At 71.2% G+C, this 15,140-nt stretch carries 12 protein-coding genes; 7 read left to right on the plus strand and 5 right to left on the minus strand.

The features are described 5' to 3' along the window. Window positions 1-24 precede the first annotated feature (24 nt). Complete coding sequence (locus tag ACLJRM_RS21845; RefSeq protein WP_101609905.1) at window positions 25-555, plus strand: hypothetical protein; 531 nt, start codon at window positions 25-27, stop codon at window positions 553-555. Between the two features lie 106 nt (window positions 556-661). Here ACLJRM_RS21845 and ACLJRM_RS21850 read toward each other — a convergent pair whose 3' ends face one another. From ACLJRM_RS21850 to ACLJRM_RS21860, 3 genes are all read right to left on the minus strand, one after another. Next, window positions 662-1,993 (minus strand): AAA family ATPase, encoded by a 1,332-nt coding sequence (locus tag ACLJRM_RS21850; protein ID WP_410664135.1) that lies wholly within the window; start codon window positions 1,991-1,993, stop codon window positions 662-664. 224 nt (window positions 1,994-2,217) lie between these two features. Continuing rightward, the gene (locus ACLJRM_RS21855) at window positions 2,218-2,994 is read right to left on the minus strand and encodes an FHA domain-containing protein (protein WP_410664136.1); all 777 of its coding nucleotides are present in this window, start codon (window positions 2,992-2,994) and stop codon (window positions 2,218-2,220) included. Then, entirely contained in the window at window positions 2,991-4,751 is a 1,761-nt protein-coding gene (locus tag ACLJRM_RS21860) for a serine/threonine-protein kinase (RefSeq protein WP_410664137.1), read from the minus strand. Before ACLJRM_RS21860 ends, ACLJRM_RS21855 begins: the two co-directional genes overlap by 4 nt. 155 nt (window positions 4,752-4,906) lie before the next feature. Between ACLJRM_RS21860 and ACLJRM_RS21865 the strand changes: the two genes are divergently transcribed. From ACLJRM_RS21865 to ACLJRM_RS21885, 5 genes are read left to right on the plus strand one after another with little or no spacing between them, the layout of a single operon-like run. Continuing rightward, window positions 4,907-7,012, plus strand: coding sequence for a fibronectin type III domain-containing protein (locus ACLJRM_RS21865; protein ID WP_410664138.1), 2,106 nt, complete (start codon window positions 4,907-4,909; stop codon window positions 7,010-7,012). A gap of 4 nt (window positions 7,013-7,016) precedes the next feature. Then, complete coding sequence (locus ACLJRM_RS21870) at window positions 7,017-7,979, plus strand: AAA family ATPase (RefSeq protein WP_410664139.1); 963 nt, start codon at window positions 7,017-7,019, stop codon at window positions 7,977-7,979. Next, window positions 7,979-9,106 carry a DUF58 domain-containing protein gene (locus ACLJRM_RS21875; protein ID WP_410664140.1) on the plus strand — a complete coding sequence of 376 codons (1,128 nt, stop codon included), beginning with the start codon at window positions 7,979-7,981 and terminating at the stop codon, window positions 9,104-9,106. Before ACLJRM_RS21870 ends, ACLJRM_RS21875 begins: the two co-directional genes overlap by 1 nt. Window positions 9,107-9,132: 26 nt before the next feature. Beyond that, window positions 9,133-11,184: a transglutaminase-like domain-containing protein gene (locus tag ACLJRM_RS21880; RefSeq protein WP_410664141.1), complete on the plus strand. Its 2,052-nt coding sequence runs from the start codon at window positions 9,133-9,135 to the stop codon at window positions 11,182-11,184. Next, window positions 11,181-12,434: a serine/threonine protein kinase gene (locus tag ACLJRM_RS21885; protein ID WP_410664142.1), complete on the plus strand. Its 1,254-nt coding sequence runs from the start codon at window positions 11,181-11,183 to the stop codon at window positions 12,432-12,434. Before ACLJRM_RS21880 ends, ACLJRM_RS21885 begins: the two co-directional genes overlap by 4 nt. A gap of 12 nt (window positions 12,435-12,446) precedes the next feature. On the opposite strand, the gene ACLJRM_RS21890 is transcribed toward ACLJRM_RS21885, so the two are convergent. After that, window positions 12,447-13,037, minus strand: coding sequence for a hypothetical protein (locus ACLJRM_RS21890; RefSeq protein ID WP_410664143.1), 591 nt, complete (start codon window positions 13,035-13,037; stop codon window positions 12,447-12,449). 184 nt (window positions 13,038-13,221) lie between these two features. Continuing rightward, a complete protein-coding gene (locus ACLJRM_RS21895; protein ID WP_410664144.1) occupies window positions 13,222-13,962 on the minus strand; it encodes a TetR/AcrR family transcriptional regulator in 741 nt (246 codons plus the stop codon). A 62-nt stretch (window positions 13,963-14,024) separates the two neighbouring features. Between ACLJRM_RS21895 and ACLJRM_RS21900 the strand changes: the two genes are divergently transcribed. After that, complete coding sequence (locus ACLJRM_RS21900; RefSeq protein WP_410664145.1) at window positions 14,025-15,128, plus strand: FAD-dependent monooxygenase; 1,104 nt, start codon at window positions 14,025-14,027, stop codon at window positions 15,126-15,128. Window positions 15,129-15,140 lie beyond the last annotated feature (12 nt).

The raw sequence follows: 15,140 nt of genomic DNA on the forward strand, positions 1-15,140 counted from the left end.
CCGATCCATGGTTGGATCGGCCGCATGTCCGCCATCGTCGTCGCCGTGATCGCAGCCGTCGCCTCCGTCGCCGCCGCGGTGGTCGCCGGGATGTTCGCGTTGGCATCGCGTCGTTACGAAGCCCGCGCGCAACGGGTCGATCAGGTCCGGGAACGGATTTCGGAGCCGAAACGCACCATGTACGAACCCGTCGTCGACATGCTGGACCGCATGTTCACCAGCGACGACGTGCCCACCGAGGAAGAACTGAAACACAAGCGCCGTTTCGACACCTGGGTGAACGTGTACGGCTCCGACGGCATCGTCCGGGCGTACTCCCGCCTCATGCAGGCCCTTCCCCTCGGTCCACCCGCCGACATCCAATTCCGGCTCTACGCGGACTTCCTGATCGAGGTCCGCAAGGACATCGGCGATCCGGGCAGCACGGTCGACCGGATGCAGATCCTCGGCCCGCGGTCGGCGAATCTCTCCGATCGCCGGAGCCTGACCGACTCCGACATCGACACGGTCTGCAAACGCCTCGGCTGGACCCCGCCTTGGCGCGCCGGCAAGTGAGCCGTCGGCGATGCTCGGATCCGGCAAGAAGGTGGAGGTCCCGGTATTTCAGGCCGGGCAACGGATCGGGTGCCTGAGGAGGCGGCGAACACGAGCGCGTTCCCGGCTAAGACGCGAGTCTGCGGTAGGGGCGCACGACGGCTTCGACGAACGCCGCGACCTGTTCGTCGATGTGCACCTTCCCCTCGGAGTCGTTCTCGACGAGGAACAGCCGGCCGGCGACGCTCTTCTGGGCCTTCAGCAGCGCGAAGTCGTCCCTGCTGTAGAGGGTGTCCGCGGCGTTGCTGGGCAGCCGGTGGTCGTCGGACACCTCGAGACTGATCAACTGACCCGCCACCGAGATCTTCGGTGGCTCGCCCCGCCTGGCCAGCCGGGCGGCGCGCTGGGCGTCGGAGGCGCGGACGTGGACGATCTGCGACGCCGCCAGGACCTCGTCGCCGAACACCTTGAGCGCTCCGATCGTGTCGGCCCTGGCGAACTCGACGATCGTGATCGGGTTGCTCCGGCGGTTTTCCCAGACGCGATGGCCGAGCGTGTGAAGGGCCGGCCGGAGATCATCCTCGCGCTCCACCTGGAACGCGCCGCCCTGCTGGGCGCTGAAGCCCGCGCCGCGACCGTCGCCGAGGAGCATCAAGGCGTGGAGGAATTCTTCGAACGCGTAGACGTAGTCGTTCAGCTCGTCGACCTGCATCCGCCACCGCCGGAGCTCTTCGGCGAGTGCCCGGCGGACCAGTGATTTTCCGGCGCCCGGCAGGCCGGTGACGAAGATGACCGGCGCGCGGTGGCGGAACGCCAGGTGTCGCAGGACCGCGTCTTCCGCCTTGGCCGACAGCTGGTACGCCGCGCGCTGCTCCCGGATCCGGTCCGCGAGGCGGGACAGTCCGTCGCCCGGTTTGCTCTCGGTCAGGAGTTCCCCGGCCAGGAACGATTCGAGGGGTTCGGACTCGCTCCACATCTCGTCGAAGTGGCTGCGGAACACCTTGGAGGCGGAGATCTCGTCCAGCCGTTCTGGCCGGTCCTTCCCGCCGTTGCGCCGGTTGAGCACCGTGTGGTGCTCCAGGCCGGAGAACACGTGGTACGACAGGTGGTCCGCGGTCAGTGCGCGGGACACGCGAACCTCGATCCCCGCCCCGAGCAGCTCGGCTCCGGCGGTCAGGGAGGCCGGTTCGGTACGGGTGATCACCCGTACTCCCCGGCGGCCGTTGATCTGCGACCACGATTCCTGGATCTCGGCGAGCACCGGAGAGCCTGCCGCCGGCAGCAGATTCGGGACCAGCGCGTCGAGTCGCTCGACGTTGTCGTTCTTGGAGATGACGAGCATCTCGGCCAGGTAGTTCCGCCGGGTCATCCGCTGGGAGAGCCCGGTCGGCAGACGGGTGCGCCGCCACAGGAACCTGACGGTCGCCACGATGAGAGCGACGGCAACGCCGCTGGTCACGGGTACGAGGAGCTGGCTCCAGTTCATCGGGGTCCCCAGTCCGCCGTCGCCATACGGCCTGCCTTTCGCAGGGTGGTGGAACACCTAAGCCAAAGTTTAGGCGCGACGAACTTTGATTTCAAGGGTGGCGCACTCGGTTTGATGTCGAGCTGAAGAACGAGGTCGGAGTGAACTCGGGACGCCGCCTGCCTCGACGATGATCGTCAGCGGCGCCGTCTGCGGCTTCAGCGTGACGACCGCGGTTCGAGCAGGGCGAGGTCCGGCGGCACCAGGGTCGCGGTCTGCAGGAGCTCGTCGATCAGGTGGATGTTCAGCGCATTGCCCACCGGTTCGCCGACCTCGTCCTTGGTGAGGCCGGGCACTCCGGCGCCGGCGAGCCGGCCGCGGACCTTGACGACCATGTGCTCGACCTTCTTGGAACTCCAGTTCCGGTCCGGTTCCAGCTCGGCCAGTTGCTCGGCGATCTGGCGCCAGCTCAGCGGCTGAGGGTAGGCCTCCTGGTGGAGGAATCGTTGCGCCAGCGCCACCAGGACGGTGCGCTCGGTCGTGGTCAGCCGCCAGACGCTCGGCGATTTCGTGACTTCGTCGGGAAGGGGCGGAGGGGGCGGCGAATCGTCTCCGACGACGAAGATCTCCAGGAGATGCTCTCGCCCGCCGGAGCCGTGGATGAAAAGCGCGGTGTAGCCGTCGGGGAGCGCGGCTGGTTCGTCTCTTTTGAAGAGACGCCGGGAGCGGGGCAGGCGCAGCGGGAGCTTGCCTTCGTTGCGTACGCACCAGACGCCGTCCTCGTGGACGAGCGTTCCCTGGTGGCGGCTGATCTGGACGTCGTCCTCGCCGAGGCAGACGTGCATGTCGTCCCGATTGCGGCCGAACAGAAGCCGGCGGCCTTCTTTCGGGGGCATCGACGACTTGCCGGACACGGTCGAGGCGAAGATCGTCCCCGCCTCCGCGGGCGGGACACCGTGGGCGAGACTGGGACGGAAGCCGTCGATCATCGTCATGGCAATCTCCTCGCCACTTCGCCCGCCAAGGTCGTGGCCGGGACGCAGAGTCGTTCCGATGGCTGGTCACCGTCCACGACGATCAGGACGGCTTCCAGCATCGGGGTGTTGTCGATGTCGGTGTACGGGCGGTAGGCGATCGTCGAGCGGCACGTTCCCGGGCCGTAGTCGTCGGCGAGGGTCCGGATTTCCCGGCCGGACTGGGTGGTGCGCACGCCGTTCCGGTCGTCGAGGGGATGTCCCCGGTCGAAGATCACTCGCACCCGGCCGGTGGGGCCCTCGTAGGCGCAGCCCCATCGGCCGAAGGACGGTTTCAGCGGGCCGGGCACCTCGGGTGCGGCGGGATCGAGCAGGGAGCACGCGTCCACCTCGGCCAGCGAACGGGTGGGGAACGGGGCTTTCCTGAGCGGGGTTTCGTTGCCGGACAACGTTTTCGTCGCCGAAACGGTCGCGATGTCGGCGACCGCGCACAGGTCCACCGGGGCGCCGGGGTCGTCGCCCGCGGTGACCGAGACGATGTATCCCGCGGGAACGAGGATCAGCCGGGTGCAGCTGTCGTCCTGGAGCGGGCCGCCGACGACGTCGAAGGTCCCGACGCGTTTCAGCTCGCCTTCCGGCGGATTCCCGGGATGGTTCTCCAACTCCACTTTGACGTCGGTGTAGGACCCGTCGCCGCGGTGGAGGAGCACGTCACAACGGTCGAAGTTGCCATAGTCGGGTTCGAGTTCGGTGCGGCCGTACGAGCGGAGCGCGGCCGTGTCGGTCAAACGGCAGGGATCGAGCGCCCGGGCGTCGAAGGACGCGGGCGCGGGCGCCGCCGGAGCAGGCGGCGTGCTCGCCGAGAGCACTCCGGCCGCGACGGCCGCGATTCCCGCCGCGGCGCCGATCGGACGCCGGAACCGGTGAACCGCACCTCGCCGCGGGGGTGCCGCCTCGGCGATGCCGCCCGAGCACGCCGCAAGGGCCGTGCCCGCTTCGGACGCGGACGGGCGCTGTGCCGGGTCCGGGTCCAGCATCCGCGCGAGCGGAGCGGCCAGCCGGTCCGCGGCACGGGACACCGGGATGTCGCCGTCCGCGGCACGCCGGACCCGCGCGAGCGGAGTCTCTCCGGCGAACATGGGGGAACCCTCGATGGCGGCGTAGAGCGTCGCGCCGAGGGAGAACACGTCCGACGCCTCGGTGGGCGGGTCGCCGCGCGCGACCTCGGGAGCGAGATAACCGGGGGTCCCCGCGTACAGCGCGGCGTCGGTCAAGGTCTCGTCCGCCACGACGGAACGGGAGATGCCGAAATCGGTCAGTTTCGCCCGCCCGTCCTCGCCGATGAGGACGTTGCCCGGTTTGAGGTCGCGATGGAGGATCTTCCGCTCGTGGACGGCGGCGAGCGCCGACGCCAGCTGGACACCGATTTCCGCGACCCTCGCTTCGGACAGCGCGCGATCGCTCAAGACGGCGGCGAGGGTCCGCGAAGGGACGTACTCCTGGATCAGCCACAGCTCGTCGTGATCGCTGGCGACTTCGTGACAGGCGACGACGTGCGGGTGGTCGACCGAAGCGGCCAGTCGTGCTTCGCGGCGCAGTTTGCGTCCGGCTCCCGTGACGCTCACCTTCGCCTGTTTGACCGCGACCGTCCGCCCCGTCCGCTCGTCGAGCGCTCGCCAGACGACGCCCTCCCCGCCGGCGCCGACGCGCTCGATCAGCCGGTAGCGGTCCGCGATCCGCCGGGCCGCCGGTTCGCGGTCTCGGCGTGAGAACGTCATTTCGGACCATCCGTGGTCGTGAGCCGGAAATCACCATCGTCTTCGATGAGAAGTACCCGCACGGGCACTGAGCGTAGCGTGGCCGGTCCCCGTCCCCGGAGCGACGGTGCTTCGATTCGGGATCCCTCCCGAATCACTCGGTTACCGTCCGTGCCGTGAGCGAGGACACCCGGGGGTGGGCGGCGTGGCGGGCACGGCTGCCGGTCGTGACGATCGTCGTGGTCTCGGTGGCGGTGCTGACGACCGCGATCACCGGCGCGGCGAAACCGCCGCCGGGACTCCAGGAGATCCCCGGCGGCCACTGGGTCTACAACTCCCTTCTCCAGTCGGCCTTCCACCTCGACGGTGGCACGGCGGGGATCGACGCGCAGGCCGCGGTGCCCGGTGACCGGGGGAGCCAGGTCGTGCAGGGGGACACCAGCGGCTACGTCGTGGGCGACACCCGGATCACCCCGTTCGGGAAGTCGGACCTGACCGCCGGGCCGGCGCAGGTGCCGCCGTCGGGCGAGGTCCCGGTCGGGGTGGAGACCGCGGGCGGGCCGTACCTGGTGTACCGGCAGGCCGGTCAGATCATCCGGCTCGGTGATCCGCCCGCGCCGATCTCCGCCGGGGGGCCGGTCGGGGATCCGGTCGCCACCGCGGAGGGGACGCTGTGGCTGCCGCGCATCGCGTCGAGCCTGCTCTGCCGGCTGGATCGCGGGGACGAGAACCTGTCGTCGTGCCCGGTGCCGCTGCCCGCCGGGCACTCCGGGGCGCTGACCCTGGTGGGGGACCAGTTGCATTTCGTCGACACCTCCGACGGTGTCGTGCGGGCCGTCCGATCCGGCGGCCTCGGCGAGCCGGTGCCGATGGGCCTCGGCGCGGGGACCGACCTGCGGCCGGCGGCCAACGACGTGGCCGGTCGCGTGGCGGTGCTCGACCAGACGGGGAGCAGGCTGCATCTGGTGGATCCCGCTCCCGGTTCGCGGCGGCCGGTCACCGTGCCCCTCCCGGCCGGTCAGTACGACGCCCCGGTCGCGGCCGGTTCGGTGGTCGTCCTGGTCAACCGCTCGTCGGGCAGGCTTCTCACCTACGACGCCACCGGCAGGCAGACGGACGAGAAGCCGCTCCCGGCGGACGGCGGCACGGCACGGATCGTCCGCGGCGAGGACGCGCACGTCTACGTCGACGGCGGCCAAGGCACCCATGTCCTCGTCGTCGCCAAGGACGGCAGGGTCACCGACGTTCCCGTGGTCCCGCCCGCGGGGAAGACGGAACAACCGGCCCCGGCCGAGCCCGCTCCGGGGCAGCAGCCGGTGGCCCCGCCCGCCGAGCGGCGTGGTCAGGAGGGGCGGCCCGGCCCGGACACCGGTTCCGGCGCCGACCGGCCCGGCCCGGCGAAGCCCAGCCAGCCCGTGCGTCCTCCCTCTCAACCGGTCACCCCGCCCGCCGTCCCGGCCAGCCCGCCGGGCGCGCCGCCCGGCGTGTCGGCGACGGGTGAGGCGGGCGCGGTCACGGTCGCGTGGACGGCCGCCCCCGCCAACCGGGCCGACGTGACGTCGTACCGGATCAGCTGGGCGGGCGGGTCCAGGACGGTGGACGGCGGCACCCGCCGGATCACGATCACCGGGCTGGCCAACGGAACCCGCTACACGTTCACCGTCGTCGCGGTGAACAAGGCGGGCACCGGGCCGGGCGCTTCGGCGTCGGCGACCCCGGCCGCGGCGGCGGCCGCACCGGCGCTGACCGCGAGCTACCGCGACGGCGCCGCGTCGCTCACCTGGACGCGACCGGACCTGGGCGGCGGGACACTGGTGCATTACCTCGTCACCGGAACCGGTCTCGCGCAGCAGACGGTCACCGGCACGTCCGCGACCTACTCCGGGCTGACCGCCGGGAAGTCCTACACCTTCACCGTGCGCGCGGTGACCAGGACGCCCGACGGGCAGACACGGAACGGTGCCGCGGCCGGCAGGACGATCACCGTGCCCTCGCCCGCGATCACCATCAGCCGCGGACGGGACACCTCCAGCGAGAACTGCGATCCGCCGGACTGCGCCGCGGTCAACGTGACGATGAAGGGTTTCGCGCCGAACACGCGGTACTCGATCCGGCTCAGTTCGTCGAGCAACACCAACGTGCGGACCGAGTCCACGACGACCGGCGCCAACGGTTCGGCGACCTACAACGAACTCAACTACGACGTACCCGGCCAGACCATCTGGGTCAGTGTCCAAACCCCGGACGGCCGGATCACCTCCAACAGGATCAGGTGGACCTGACTCGATGACCGCTTTTCCCCCGCCGGGTGTGGTTTACGAACGCATCGCGGCGAACGTCCACAGTGTGCTGCGCGGCAAACCGCGGGTCGTCCGGCTCGCGGTGACGGCGTTGTTCGCCGAGGGCCACCTGCTCATGGAGGACGTTCCCGGCGTCGGCAAGACGACTCTGGCCCGCTGTCTGGCCAGGAGCGTCGGCGGGTCCTGGAACCGCATCCAGTTCACCCCCGACCTGTTGCCCGGCGACATCACCGGTGTCCCCGTCTACCACCAGAAGGAAGAACGCTTCGAGTTCCACCCCGGCGGGGTGTTCGCGAACGTCGTCGTCGCGGACGAGATCAACCGGGGCACGCCGAAAACGCAGTCGGCCCTGCTCGAGGTGATGGCCGAGCGGACCGTCACGGTCGACGCCGTCCGGCACGAGGTACCGCGGCCGTTCCTCGTCGTCGCGACCCAGAACCCGATCGAGATGGCCGGGACCTACCGCCTGCCCGAAGCCCAGCTGGACAGGTTCCTGATGCGGCTGGACGTCGGCTACCCGGACCTCGCCTCGGAGGTCAAGGTGATCATGGGCGACTGCACGGGTGTCGGTCCGGACGAACTGGCCCCGGTGGTCGACATCGAGACGGTGCGGCAGGCGATCGGGCAGGTCCGCGCCGTCCACGTCCAACCCGCTCTCTGCGAGTACGCCGCCCGGATCGCCGCCGCGACGCGTGAGCACGCCGACCTGAGGTACGGGGCCAGCCCGCGGGGCAGCATCGCGCTGATCCGCGCCGGGCAGGCCTACGCCGCGACCGAAGGCCGGACGTTCGTCACCGTGGACGACGTCAAGGAGATCGCGCAAGCCGTTCTCGCGCACCGGTTGATCCTGACCTCCGACGCCGAACTGGACGGCCGCGACCCCGGCGGCGTGGTGGACGAGGTCCTCGACGCGACGCCCGCCCCGGTGCACGCGGGGTCGCGGGCCTGATGATCCGGCTGACCACACGGGGGGCCGGGGTTCTCGCCGCGACCGCCGGGCTGTTCGTCCTCGGCCACTGGGCCGGTTATCCGTTCTTCCTCGCGATCGCGGGTGCCGGTGCGGGCACGCTGATCGCGGCGATCGTGGTGACCGGACGGCGGCCCCGCGTCGCGGTGTCCCGCGAGGTCTATCCGGATCGGGTGGAGCGGGGCAGGCCCGCGGTCGCCACGCTCCGGGTACGGAACCCGGCCAGGCGGCGGCACGGCGCCTTCACCGCGGGGGACCGGGTCGGTGCCGCGACGCGGACGGTCGGGATCCGCGCGCTGGGACCCCACGCGGAAACCGCGCACAACTACGAACTGCCCACCGAGCGGCGCGGACGGCACCAGGTCGGTCCGCTCGTCCTGGAACGCGCCGATCCCTTCGGATTGGGGCACCGGCGGCTGACCACGGGCGAGACCGCGACCCTGTGGGTCCATCCCCGGGTGCACGTGATGTCCCCGCCCGGGGGCGGACGGCCGCGGCACCACCACGAGGGGGCCGCGGTGGACGACCGGCTGCGGGGTTCCAACGACCTGCGCGAAGTCCGCGAATACGTGCGGGGCGACGAAATCCGGCATCTGCACTGGAAGGCGACGGCGAGGACCGGCAGCCTGATGGTGCGCGACTACGTCGATCCCCACCAGCCCAGGTTCACCGTGCTGCTGGATTCCCGGCTTCGGGGCCCTCTGCTGGAAGAGGCCGTCGACACGGCCGCGTCACTGGTCAGCGCGGCGGCACGCGCGGACCGGCCGACGCGGCTGGTCTCCTCGGGTGGCCTCGACGTGGACACCGGGGGAGGACCGCGCGCGGTGCGTCCGCTGCTGGACGCCTTGTGCGTGCTCGAACCGTCCTCCGGGCCGGCACTGGTCCCGGAGGTGCTGACCCGATCCGGTGTCGGCGGGCTGGCCGTGGTGACCGCGGGCGGTGGACCGGCCGACCGGGCCGCGGTGGCCGCGCTGCGCGACCGGTACTCGCCGTTGCTCGTCTTCGTCCTCGGAGAAGCCGGGACGTTCGGCGGCATCCCCGGCGCGGTGGTGCTCTCCGTCTCCGGCGCCGCGGACGCGGCCCGGCGCTGGAATGCCCTCGGCCGATGAATCCACAGTGGACACAACGACTCACGGTGGCCCTTCTGCTGCTCGCCACCGGACTCCCCGGTCTGCTCTTCGCACCGGTCTTCGGCTTGGGCTCGCTCGTGCTTCCGCTCGTCGCGGTCGTTCTCGTCTGCTTCGCGGTCGCCGAGGTCTGCGCGCGGGTGTCCGCGTTGCGTCCGTGGCGGCCGGTGCTGATGCTCGTTCTCGGCCTGCTCGCCTTGGGGGAACTGGAGTTCGGGCCGGGCCTGCCGGACGCGGCGATGCTGCGGGGCCTGCTCGACGGGGTCACCCGGTCCTGGCAGCTGACGCTCCAGTCGACCTGGCCCGCGCGGGCGGAGGCGGAACTGTTCCTGTTCGTCCCGCTCGCGGTGCTGTTCGCCGCGGTGCTCGGCGTCGAACTGCTGCGCCTGCCCGCGGTGGCACTGCTGCCGGGACTGGCGGTCGCCGGGCTGAGCCAGGCCTACGTGGCGCTGTCCGGTCCGGTGGCCACCGCCGCCGGACTGGCCTACGTCGTCGTCGCCGGCGCGCTGCTCGCCGTGACCCGGCGGCGGGGCAGCAGGCTGATCCTCGTGCTGCCCGCCGTGGTGCTCGCGGTGGCGGTCTCGGCCGGGATCACCGCGGTGGATCAGGGATCCCGGCCGTCGCTGGCACTCGAACACGAAACCGCCCCGGTGCCGCCCCTGCGGGTGGACAATCCGCTCGACGAGGTCGCGGACCGGTTGACCCGACCGGCCGAACCCGTCTTCGGCTATACGGGGACGGCGGGGGCCGACCGCTGGCGGATCGCGGTCCTCACCGAGTTCGACGGGGTCAGCTGGCGGGCGAACGGCGCCTATCTCCGGCTCGGCGCGACGCTGGGGACGGCCACCCAGCACGCGCGGATCACCGTCCCGGACGGCAGTGGCCCTTGGCTGCCCAGCCAGCCTCTCCTGGCCACCGTCGCCGGGGCCGATCCGCTGGTCGACCCGGGAACCGGGGCACTCCTGCTGCCGGGGCGGCGCGGACCGGTGGAGTACGAGCTCGGCTGGCGTGAACCGGCGGTGGCGCCGGGGGACCTGCTGGACGCGGGAATCGACGCTTCGGCGGTGTCCGGTGGAGTCGGGCAGGTGCCGCCGGGAGTCTCCGAGCTGGCACGGACCGCGACCGGCGGGCTGCGGCCGTCGTTCCGGGCCGCGCTGGTCCTGGAGCGCTATCTCGCCGAGCACTACCGGCAGGCGACCGGTCCGGTCCTGCCGACCGGGAGCGGCTGGGCACAGTTGAACAGGTTTCTTTTCACCGCTCGCGCGGGTACCAGCGAACAGTTCGCGACCGCCTACGCGGCACTGGCGAGGCTGATCGGCATCCCCGCCCGCGTCGCGGTGGGATTCCGCGCCCCGCCGGGAGGACCCGGCCCGGTGACCGTCCACAATGGAGACTCCTTCGCCTGGCCGGAGGTGGCCGTCGCGGGCGTCGGCTGGGTTCCGCTCGATCCGACCGGTGGCGCCTCCCACGGTGCCGCCGCGGTGGCCGGGGCGCTGGCACAGGCCACGGACCAGGCTCGCGACGACCTCCCGCCGCCACAACGGTTACGCGATCCAGAAGTCCCCCCGGACGAGGGGGTCACCACCGGCTCGTCCGGATCCGATGAGGCATGGATCGGGCCTTTGCTCGCCTGGCTCGGTCTCGGAGTCGTCTCGGTGCTCGTCTTCGCCGTCGTGGCGATACCGTGCTGGCGAGCCGTCCGGACCGCTCGACGGCGCCGCCGCACCGGTTCGGCGGCGGTCGTCGCGGCCTGGCTGGAGGCGAGGGACGTCCTGCGCGCGCACGACGTCATCGTGTCCCGCGGTGCCACGGCACGCGAACTCGCCCGCCGTCTTCCCTCCACAGTGGACAAATCCGTCGCGGAAGGGCTGGAATGGCTCGCCCGCCAGGTGGACATCGCGCTGTGGTCCCCGGGCGGTGCCGACGACCGGACGGCGGCGCAGGCGTGGTCGGCGGTCCGGGCGATCCGGAAAGGACTCACGGTGGTCTCGTTCCGTGCCCGGATCCGGGCCGTGTTCGATCTGGGCAGCCTGCGCGGACCGGGGATCGTGGCCGAATGACCGTTCCCCTCGGCACCGGGCCGGTGGCCACCGTCTATCCCACGATCCACGCGGGTTTCCCGGCCGTGCTCAAGGTCTACCCTGGGCGGCTCGATCGCGCGACGTTGTCGGCGGTGGAACGCGATCGTGATCGGTTGCGGGCGGTGGCTTCCGCGCTGCCGGTCGACGGCGTCGAACAGTTGCCCGACGGGCGGCACGCGCTCCGGATGGAACGGTGCTCGCACTCCCTCGCCGCGTTGCTGGCCCAGGTGGGAAGACTTCCCACGGCCGACGCCGTCGAACTCGGCCATGCCGTCGCGACCTGTCTCGCCGCCGCGCACGCCGCCGGCGTCGTGCACGGCGGGGTCCACCCCTCGAACGTGCTGTTCCGCACGAACAACCAAGCGGTCCTCGCCGACTTCGGGGTCGCCCTGCGGCAGGCGTTCCCGCGAGACCCTGCGCGGTCGCTCGAATACCTGGCGCCGGAGACCCTGCGCACCGAGACGTTCGACGAGCGGGCCGATCTGTACGGCCTGGGAGTGGTGCTGCACCTGGCCCTGACCGGCGAGCACCCGCAGCCCGGCAGGCTCGGGGAACCGATGGGCGAGCGGCTGCTGAGGCTGCTGCGCACCCCGGTGCCGCCGATCGACCTGCCGGGGGTGCCGGTCATCCTGTCGGCGATGGTGAGCAGGCTGCTGGCCCCGGATCCGGCGCACCGCCCACCGGACGCCGCCTGGGTCGCCGACCGGCTCGCCGAAATGTTCTCTCGCCCCGAGGAAAGGAACGGTGGCTCCCCGCCGTCGAACGAGCGCCGGGAAGTCCCGCCCGCGACGGCGGAGGCCGGCCGGCCGGCCCGAGTGCGCCGCGGCGTCGTGTTCGGCGCGGCGGCGACGGTGGCCGCCTTCGGTGCGGTGGCCGCGGTCCTGCTCGGCGACCGGCAGCCGGACCTCGTCCCGGCGTCACCCGCCGTGGCCACTCCGGAACCGGAGCAGGCGGAGGATCTCAAGCTGGATCTCGCCGAGCCCGCCGATCGGGGAAACCAGGTCATGCTCACTTGGACCAGCAGTTCGGACGTCGTCGACTACGCGGTGATCGTCGCCCCCGAAAACGAACCCAACCGGACCGTGCTGGCCGGGAGGGCGCGTTCGATCACCATCCCGGTCGACCCGATGCGCCGGTACTGCTTCGAACTGCAGGCGGCCGACAGCCGGATCATGGCCGTCTACACGAGCCCGCCCAGGTCGATCCGGGGAGCCGTTTGCCGTCCCTGACGCGGATCGCGGTCAATGGCCCGAATGCGCCCTGACCCGCCTGGCGATCTCCGCCGGTCCGAACAGCTCCCTGAACGGGGTGCCGCTGCACTTCCGGCACAGCGTGGCGCAGGCCAGGCGCAATCCCAGCGGAGGGCCGCTCGCGCAGTCCTCGACGATGGGAAGCAGGCGTCCGGTCCGGGTGCCGCACTTCTCGCAAGCGTCACCGGTCAGGCAGGGGCTGCTGATCGGAGCCGCCTTGGCCTGCCGTTCGAGCAGAGCGCGCTCAGGGGAATGACGGCGCTCCAATTCCTTGTTCAGCGCGTCGAGCGCCGGATGCACCGCCCGCAGATACTGGGCGCGTGACGGCTGGAACATCCTTCGCCACCAAGGCTTGAGCAGTCCGAGCACCACACGGCGCCCTTCCTCGAAAACCCGCATCAGCTGGGGATCGTGCCCGTTCCTGAGCAGATCCACCGCGCGCAGCAGCCCTTTGTACAGCTCTTCGACCGCGGCGGCGTCGCGGGGATCTCGCGGATCGGGGAGCACTTTCGTGAAGTTCACCGTGTCCGGAGGACCGGGGGACGGCCGAGGTTCGGCCGGGAATCGCGGTGGGGTCGTCATGTGCGCGACTTCGTCCGCCGGTATCAGCCCGCCCTCGGCTATCGGCGTTCGTGCGGTTCGTCGCGAATCTCGCGGGGACGGACGGTGTCGTGTCTTCTTGGGTGTCCGTTTCTTCGACCGCGGCATGTGCCGTTGTTAGCACTCCGGTGGCGGGACTGGTCCCGAGCCGCTTCGCCCTCGGCGGTCAGTCCCCGTCCACTCCGAGGGCGTCGGCGAGGCCGCGCAGGCAGTCTTCGAAGACGGGTTCCAGGTCGGTGTAGGCGAAGTCGAGCTGGTGCAGGACTTCCATGCACAGCAGGCCGTACAGCCGCGTCCAGCAGGTCAGGAAGACGTGCGAGGCCTCGGGCGGGAGGCGTCCGTCGATGGTGGCGGAGTAGGCGACCAGCTGCTCGCGCAGCGCCGGGGGCAGGTCGGCCGGGTCGGGTACCGGGAAAGGGTCGGTCCGCCAGAGTTCGGCGGTCAGTTCGAGCAGGACGTTCTCGAACCGTTGGCCCGCCTCGTGCCGGGGCGAGTCCTGTCGCCGGTTGGGCGGGGCGATCGGGCTGGCGAAGACCCAGCCGAACTCGGCCGGGTGGGTGATCGCCCAGGTTCGCAGGGCCCGGCATACCTCGAGGATGCGATGGCCGGCCGGGGCGGCGGCGTGGGTGTCGCGGGCCTGCTCCAGAACAGTGGTCAGCTCGCGGAAGAAGCCGGCGGTCACGGCGCCGATCAGTTCGTCATGACCCGCGTAGTAGTGGTAGAGCGCGGGGCCGCTCATGCCCACCTTCCGCGCGACCGCGTTGATGGTCACCGCCGCCGATCCCTGCTCGACCAGCAGCGTGCGCACGGCCGCGTGGATCTCCCGCAGCGAGTCCTGACGCCGCTTTTCCCGCCTGCCGCCCGGGCCGTCGGCCATGGTCACCTCGTCTCGTCGTGCCGTTGACATCCTAGAGCACCTATGTTTCCTTAATGGCTCTAAGCTAGCCTAGAGTCATTAAGGAGAACTCGATGAAAGTGACCATCGTGGGAGGCGGGATCGGCGGGCTTGCCGCCGCCGTCGCGTTCCACCGGCGCGGCTGGGAGGTCGAGGTGCTCGAGCGCGCGCCCGAGTTCACCGAGATCGGCGCGGGGGTGTCGATCCAGCCCAACGCCTTGCGCGCGCTGGACGCGATCGGCCTGGGCGACCGTCTTCGCGACGGTGGACTGGCGGACCCGGTCGCGGGTGTGCGTCTCGCGAACGGGCGGTGGCTGGTCCGCAACGACGTCGACGATCTGCGGCGGCGGTTCGGCCAGTGGGTGACCGTGCATCGCGCCGACCTGATCGACCTGCTCGTCGAGGCGCTGCCCGCGCGGGCGCTTCGGCCCGGCACCGACGTGCGTGAGGTGCGGCCCGACGGCACTGTCGTGCACGGCGGTGGCGAGACCGTCGCGGACCTCGTCGTGGGCGCCGACGGCGTGCACAGTGTGACCCGGCGGTCTCTCTGGCCCGAGATTCCCGGGCCGCGCTACGTCGGGTACACCACTTGGCGCTTCATCGTCCCGCCGCACCCTGTCGGCGAAAGCGTCGAAACCTGGGGCCGTGGCGAACGGTTCGGGCAGCTGCCGTTGCCTGACGGCCGCGTCTATTGCTACGTGATGGCCAACGCTCCCGCTCGTTCGCGTACCGGTCTGGACCGGCTGCGCGAACGGTTCGCGCGCTGGCACGACCCGATTCCCGCGTTGTTGTCGGCGGCGCGGGAGGAGACGGTGTCGCAGCACGACGTCCACCAGTTGCCGGAGTTGCCCACCTACGTGTCCGGCACGGTCGCCCTGCTCGGCGACGCCGCGCACGCCATGACTCCCAACCTGGGACAGGGTGCGTGCCAGGCACTCGAGGACGCCGTCACGCTCGCCGCCGTCGTCGACAAGCTGGGAGTGCCTGCGGGACTTGAAGAATACGACCGTTCCCGCAGGCCTCGAACCCAGCTGATCGCCCGGCGCTCCCGGCAGGTCGGGGCTCCCGCGCACTGGACTTCCCCGCCGCTGATCGCCTTGCGCGACGCGATGCTTCCCCGGTTGCCCAAGTCCTTCTTCGAGCGATCGATCACCCCCGCCTACACCTGGACCCTTTGATGGCTCTGCCAC

Origin of the sequence: Amycolatopsis sp. lyj-84 (assembly GCF_046549075.1) — a bacterium.
In the GTDB taxonomy this organism is placed as follows: Bacteria; Actinomycetota; Actinomycetes; order Mycobacteriales; family Pseudonocardiaceae; genus Amycolatopsis.

Coding starts and splice junctions, on each gene's coding strand:
- ACLJRM_RS21845 (WP_101609905.1), top strand. CDS start 25: ATGTCCGCCATCGTCGTCGCCGTGATCGCAGCCGTCGCCTCCGTCGCC.
- ACLJRM_RS21855 (WP_410664136.1), bottom strand. CDS start 2,994: ATGACGATGATCGACGGCTTCCGTCCCAGTCTCGCCCACGGTGTCCCG.
- ACLJRM_RS21860 (WP_410664137.1), bottom strand. CDS start 4,751: ATGACGTTCTCACGCCGAGACCGCGAACCGGCGGCCCGGCGGATCGCG.
- ACLJRM_RS21870 (WP_410664139.1), top strand. CDS start 7,017: ATGACCGCTTTTCCCCCGCCGGGTGTGGTTTACGAACGCATCGCGGCG.
- ACLJRM_RS21875 (WP_410664140.1), top strand. CDS start 7,979: ATGATCCGGCTGACCACACGGGGGGCCGGGGTTCTCGCCGCGACCGCC.
- ACLJRM_RS21885 (WP_410664142.1), top strand. CDS start 11,181: ATGACCGTTCCCCTCGGCACCGGGCCGGTGGCCACCGTCTATCCCACG.
- ACLJRM_RS21890 (WP_410664143.1), bottom strand. CDS start 13,037: ATGACGACCCCACCGCGATTCCCGGCCGAACCTCGGCCGTCCCCCGGT.
- ACLJRM_RS21895 (WP_410664144.1), bottom strand. CDS start 13,962: ATGTCAACGGCACGACGAGACGAGGTGACCATGGCCGACGGCCCGGGC.
- ACLJRM_RS21900 (WP_410664145.1), top strand. CDS start 14,025: ATGAAAGTGACCATCGTGGGAGGCGGGATCGGCGGGCTTGCCGCCGCC.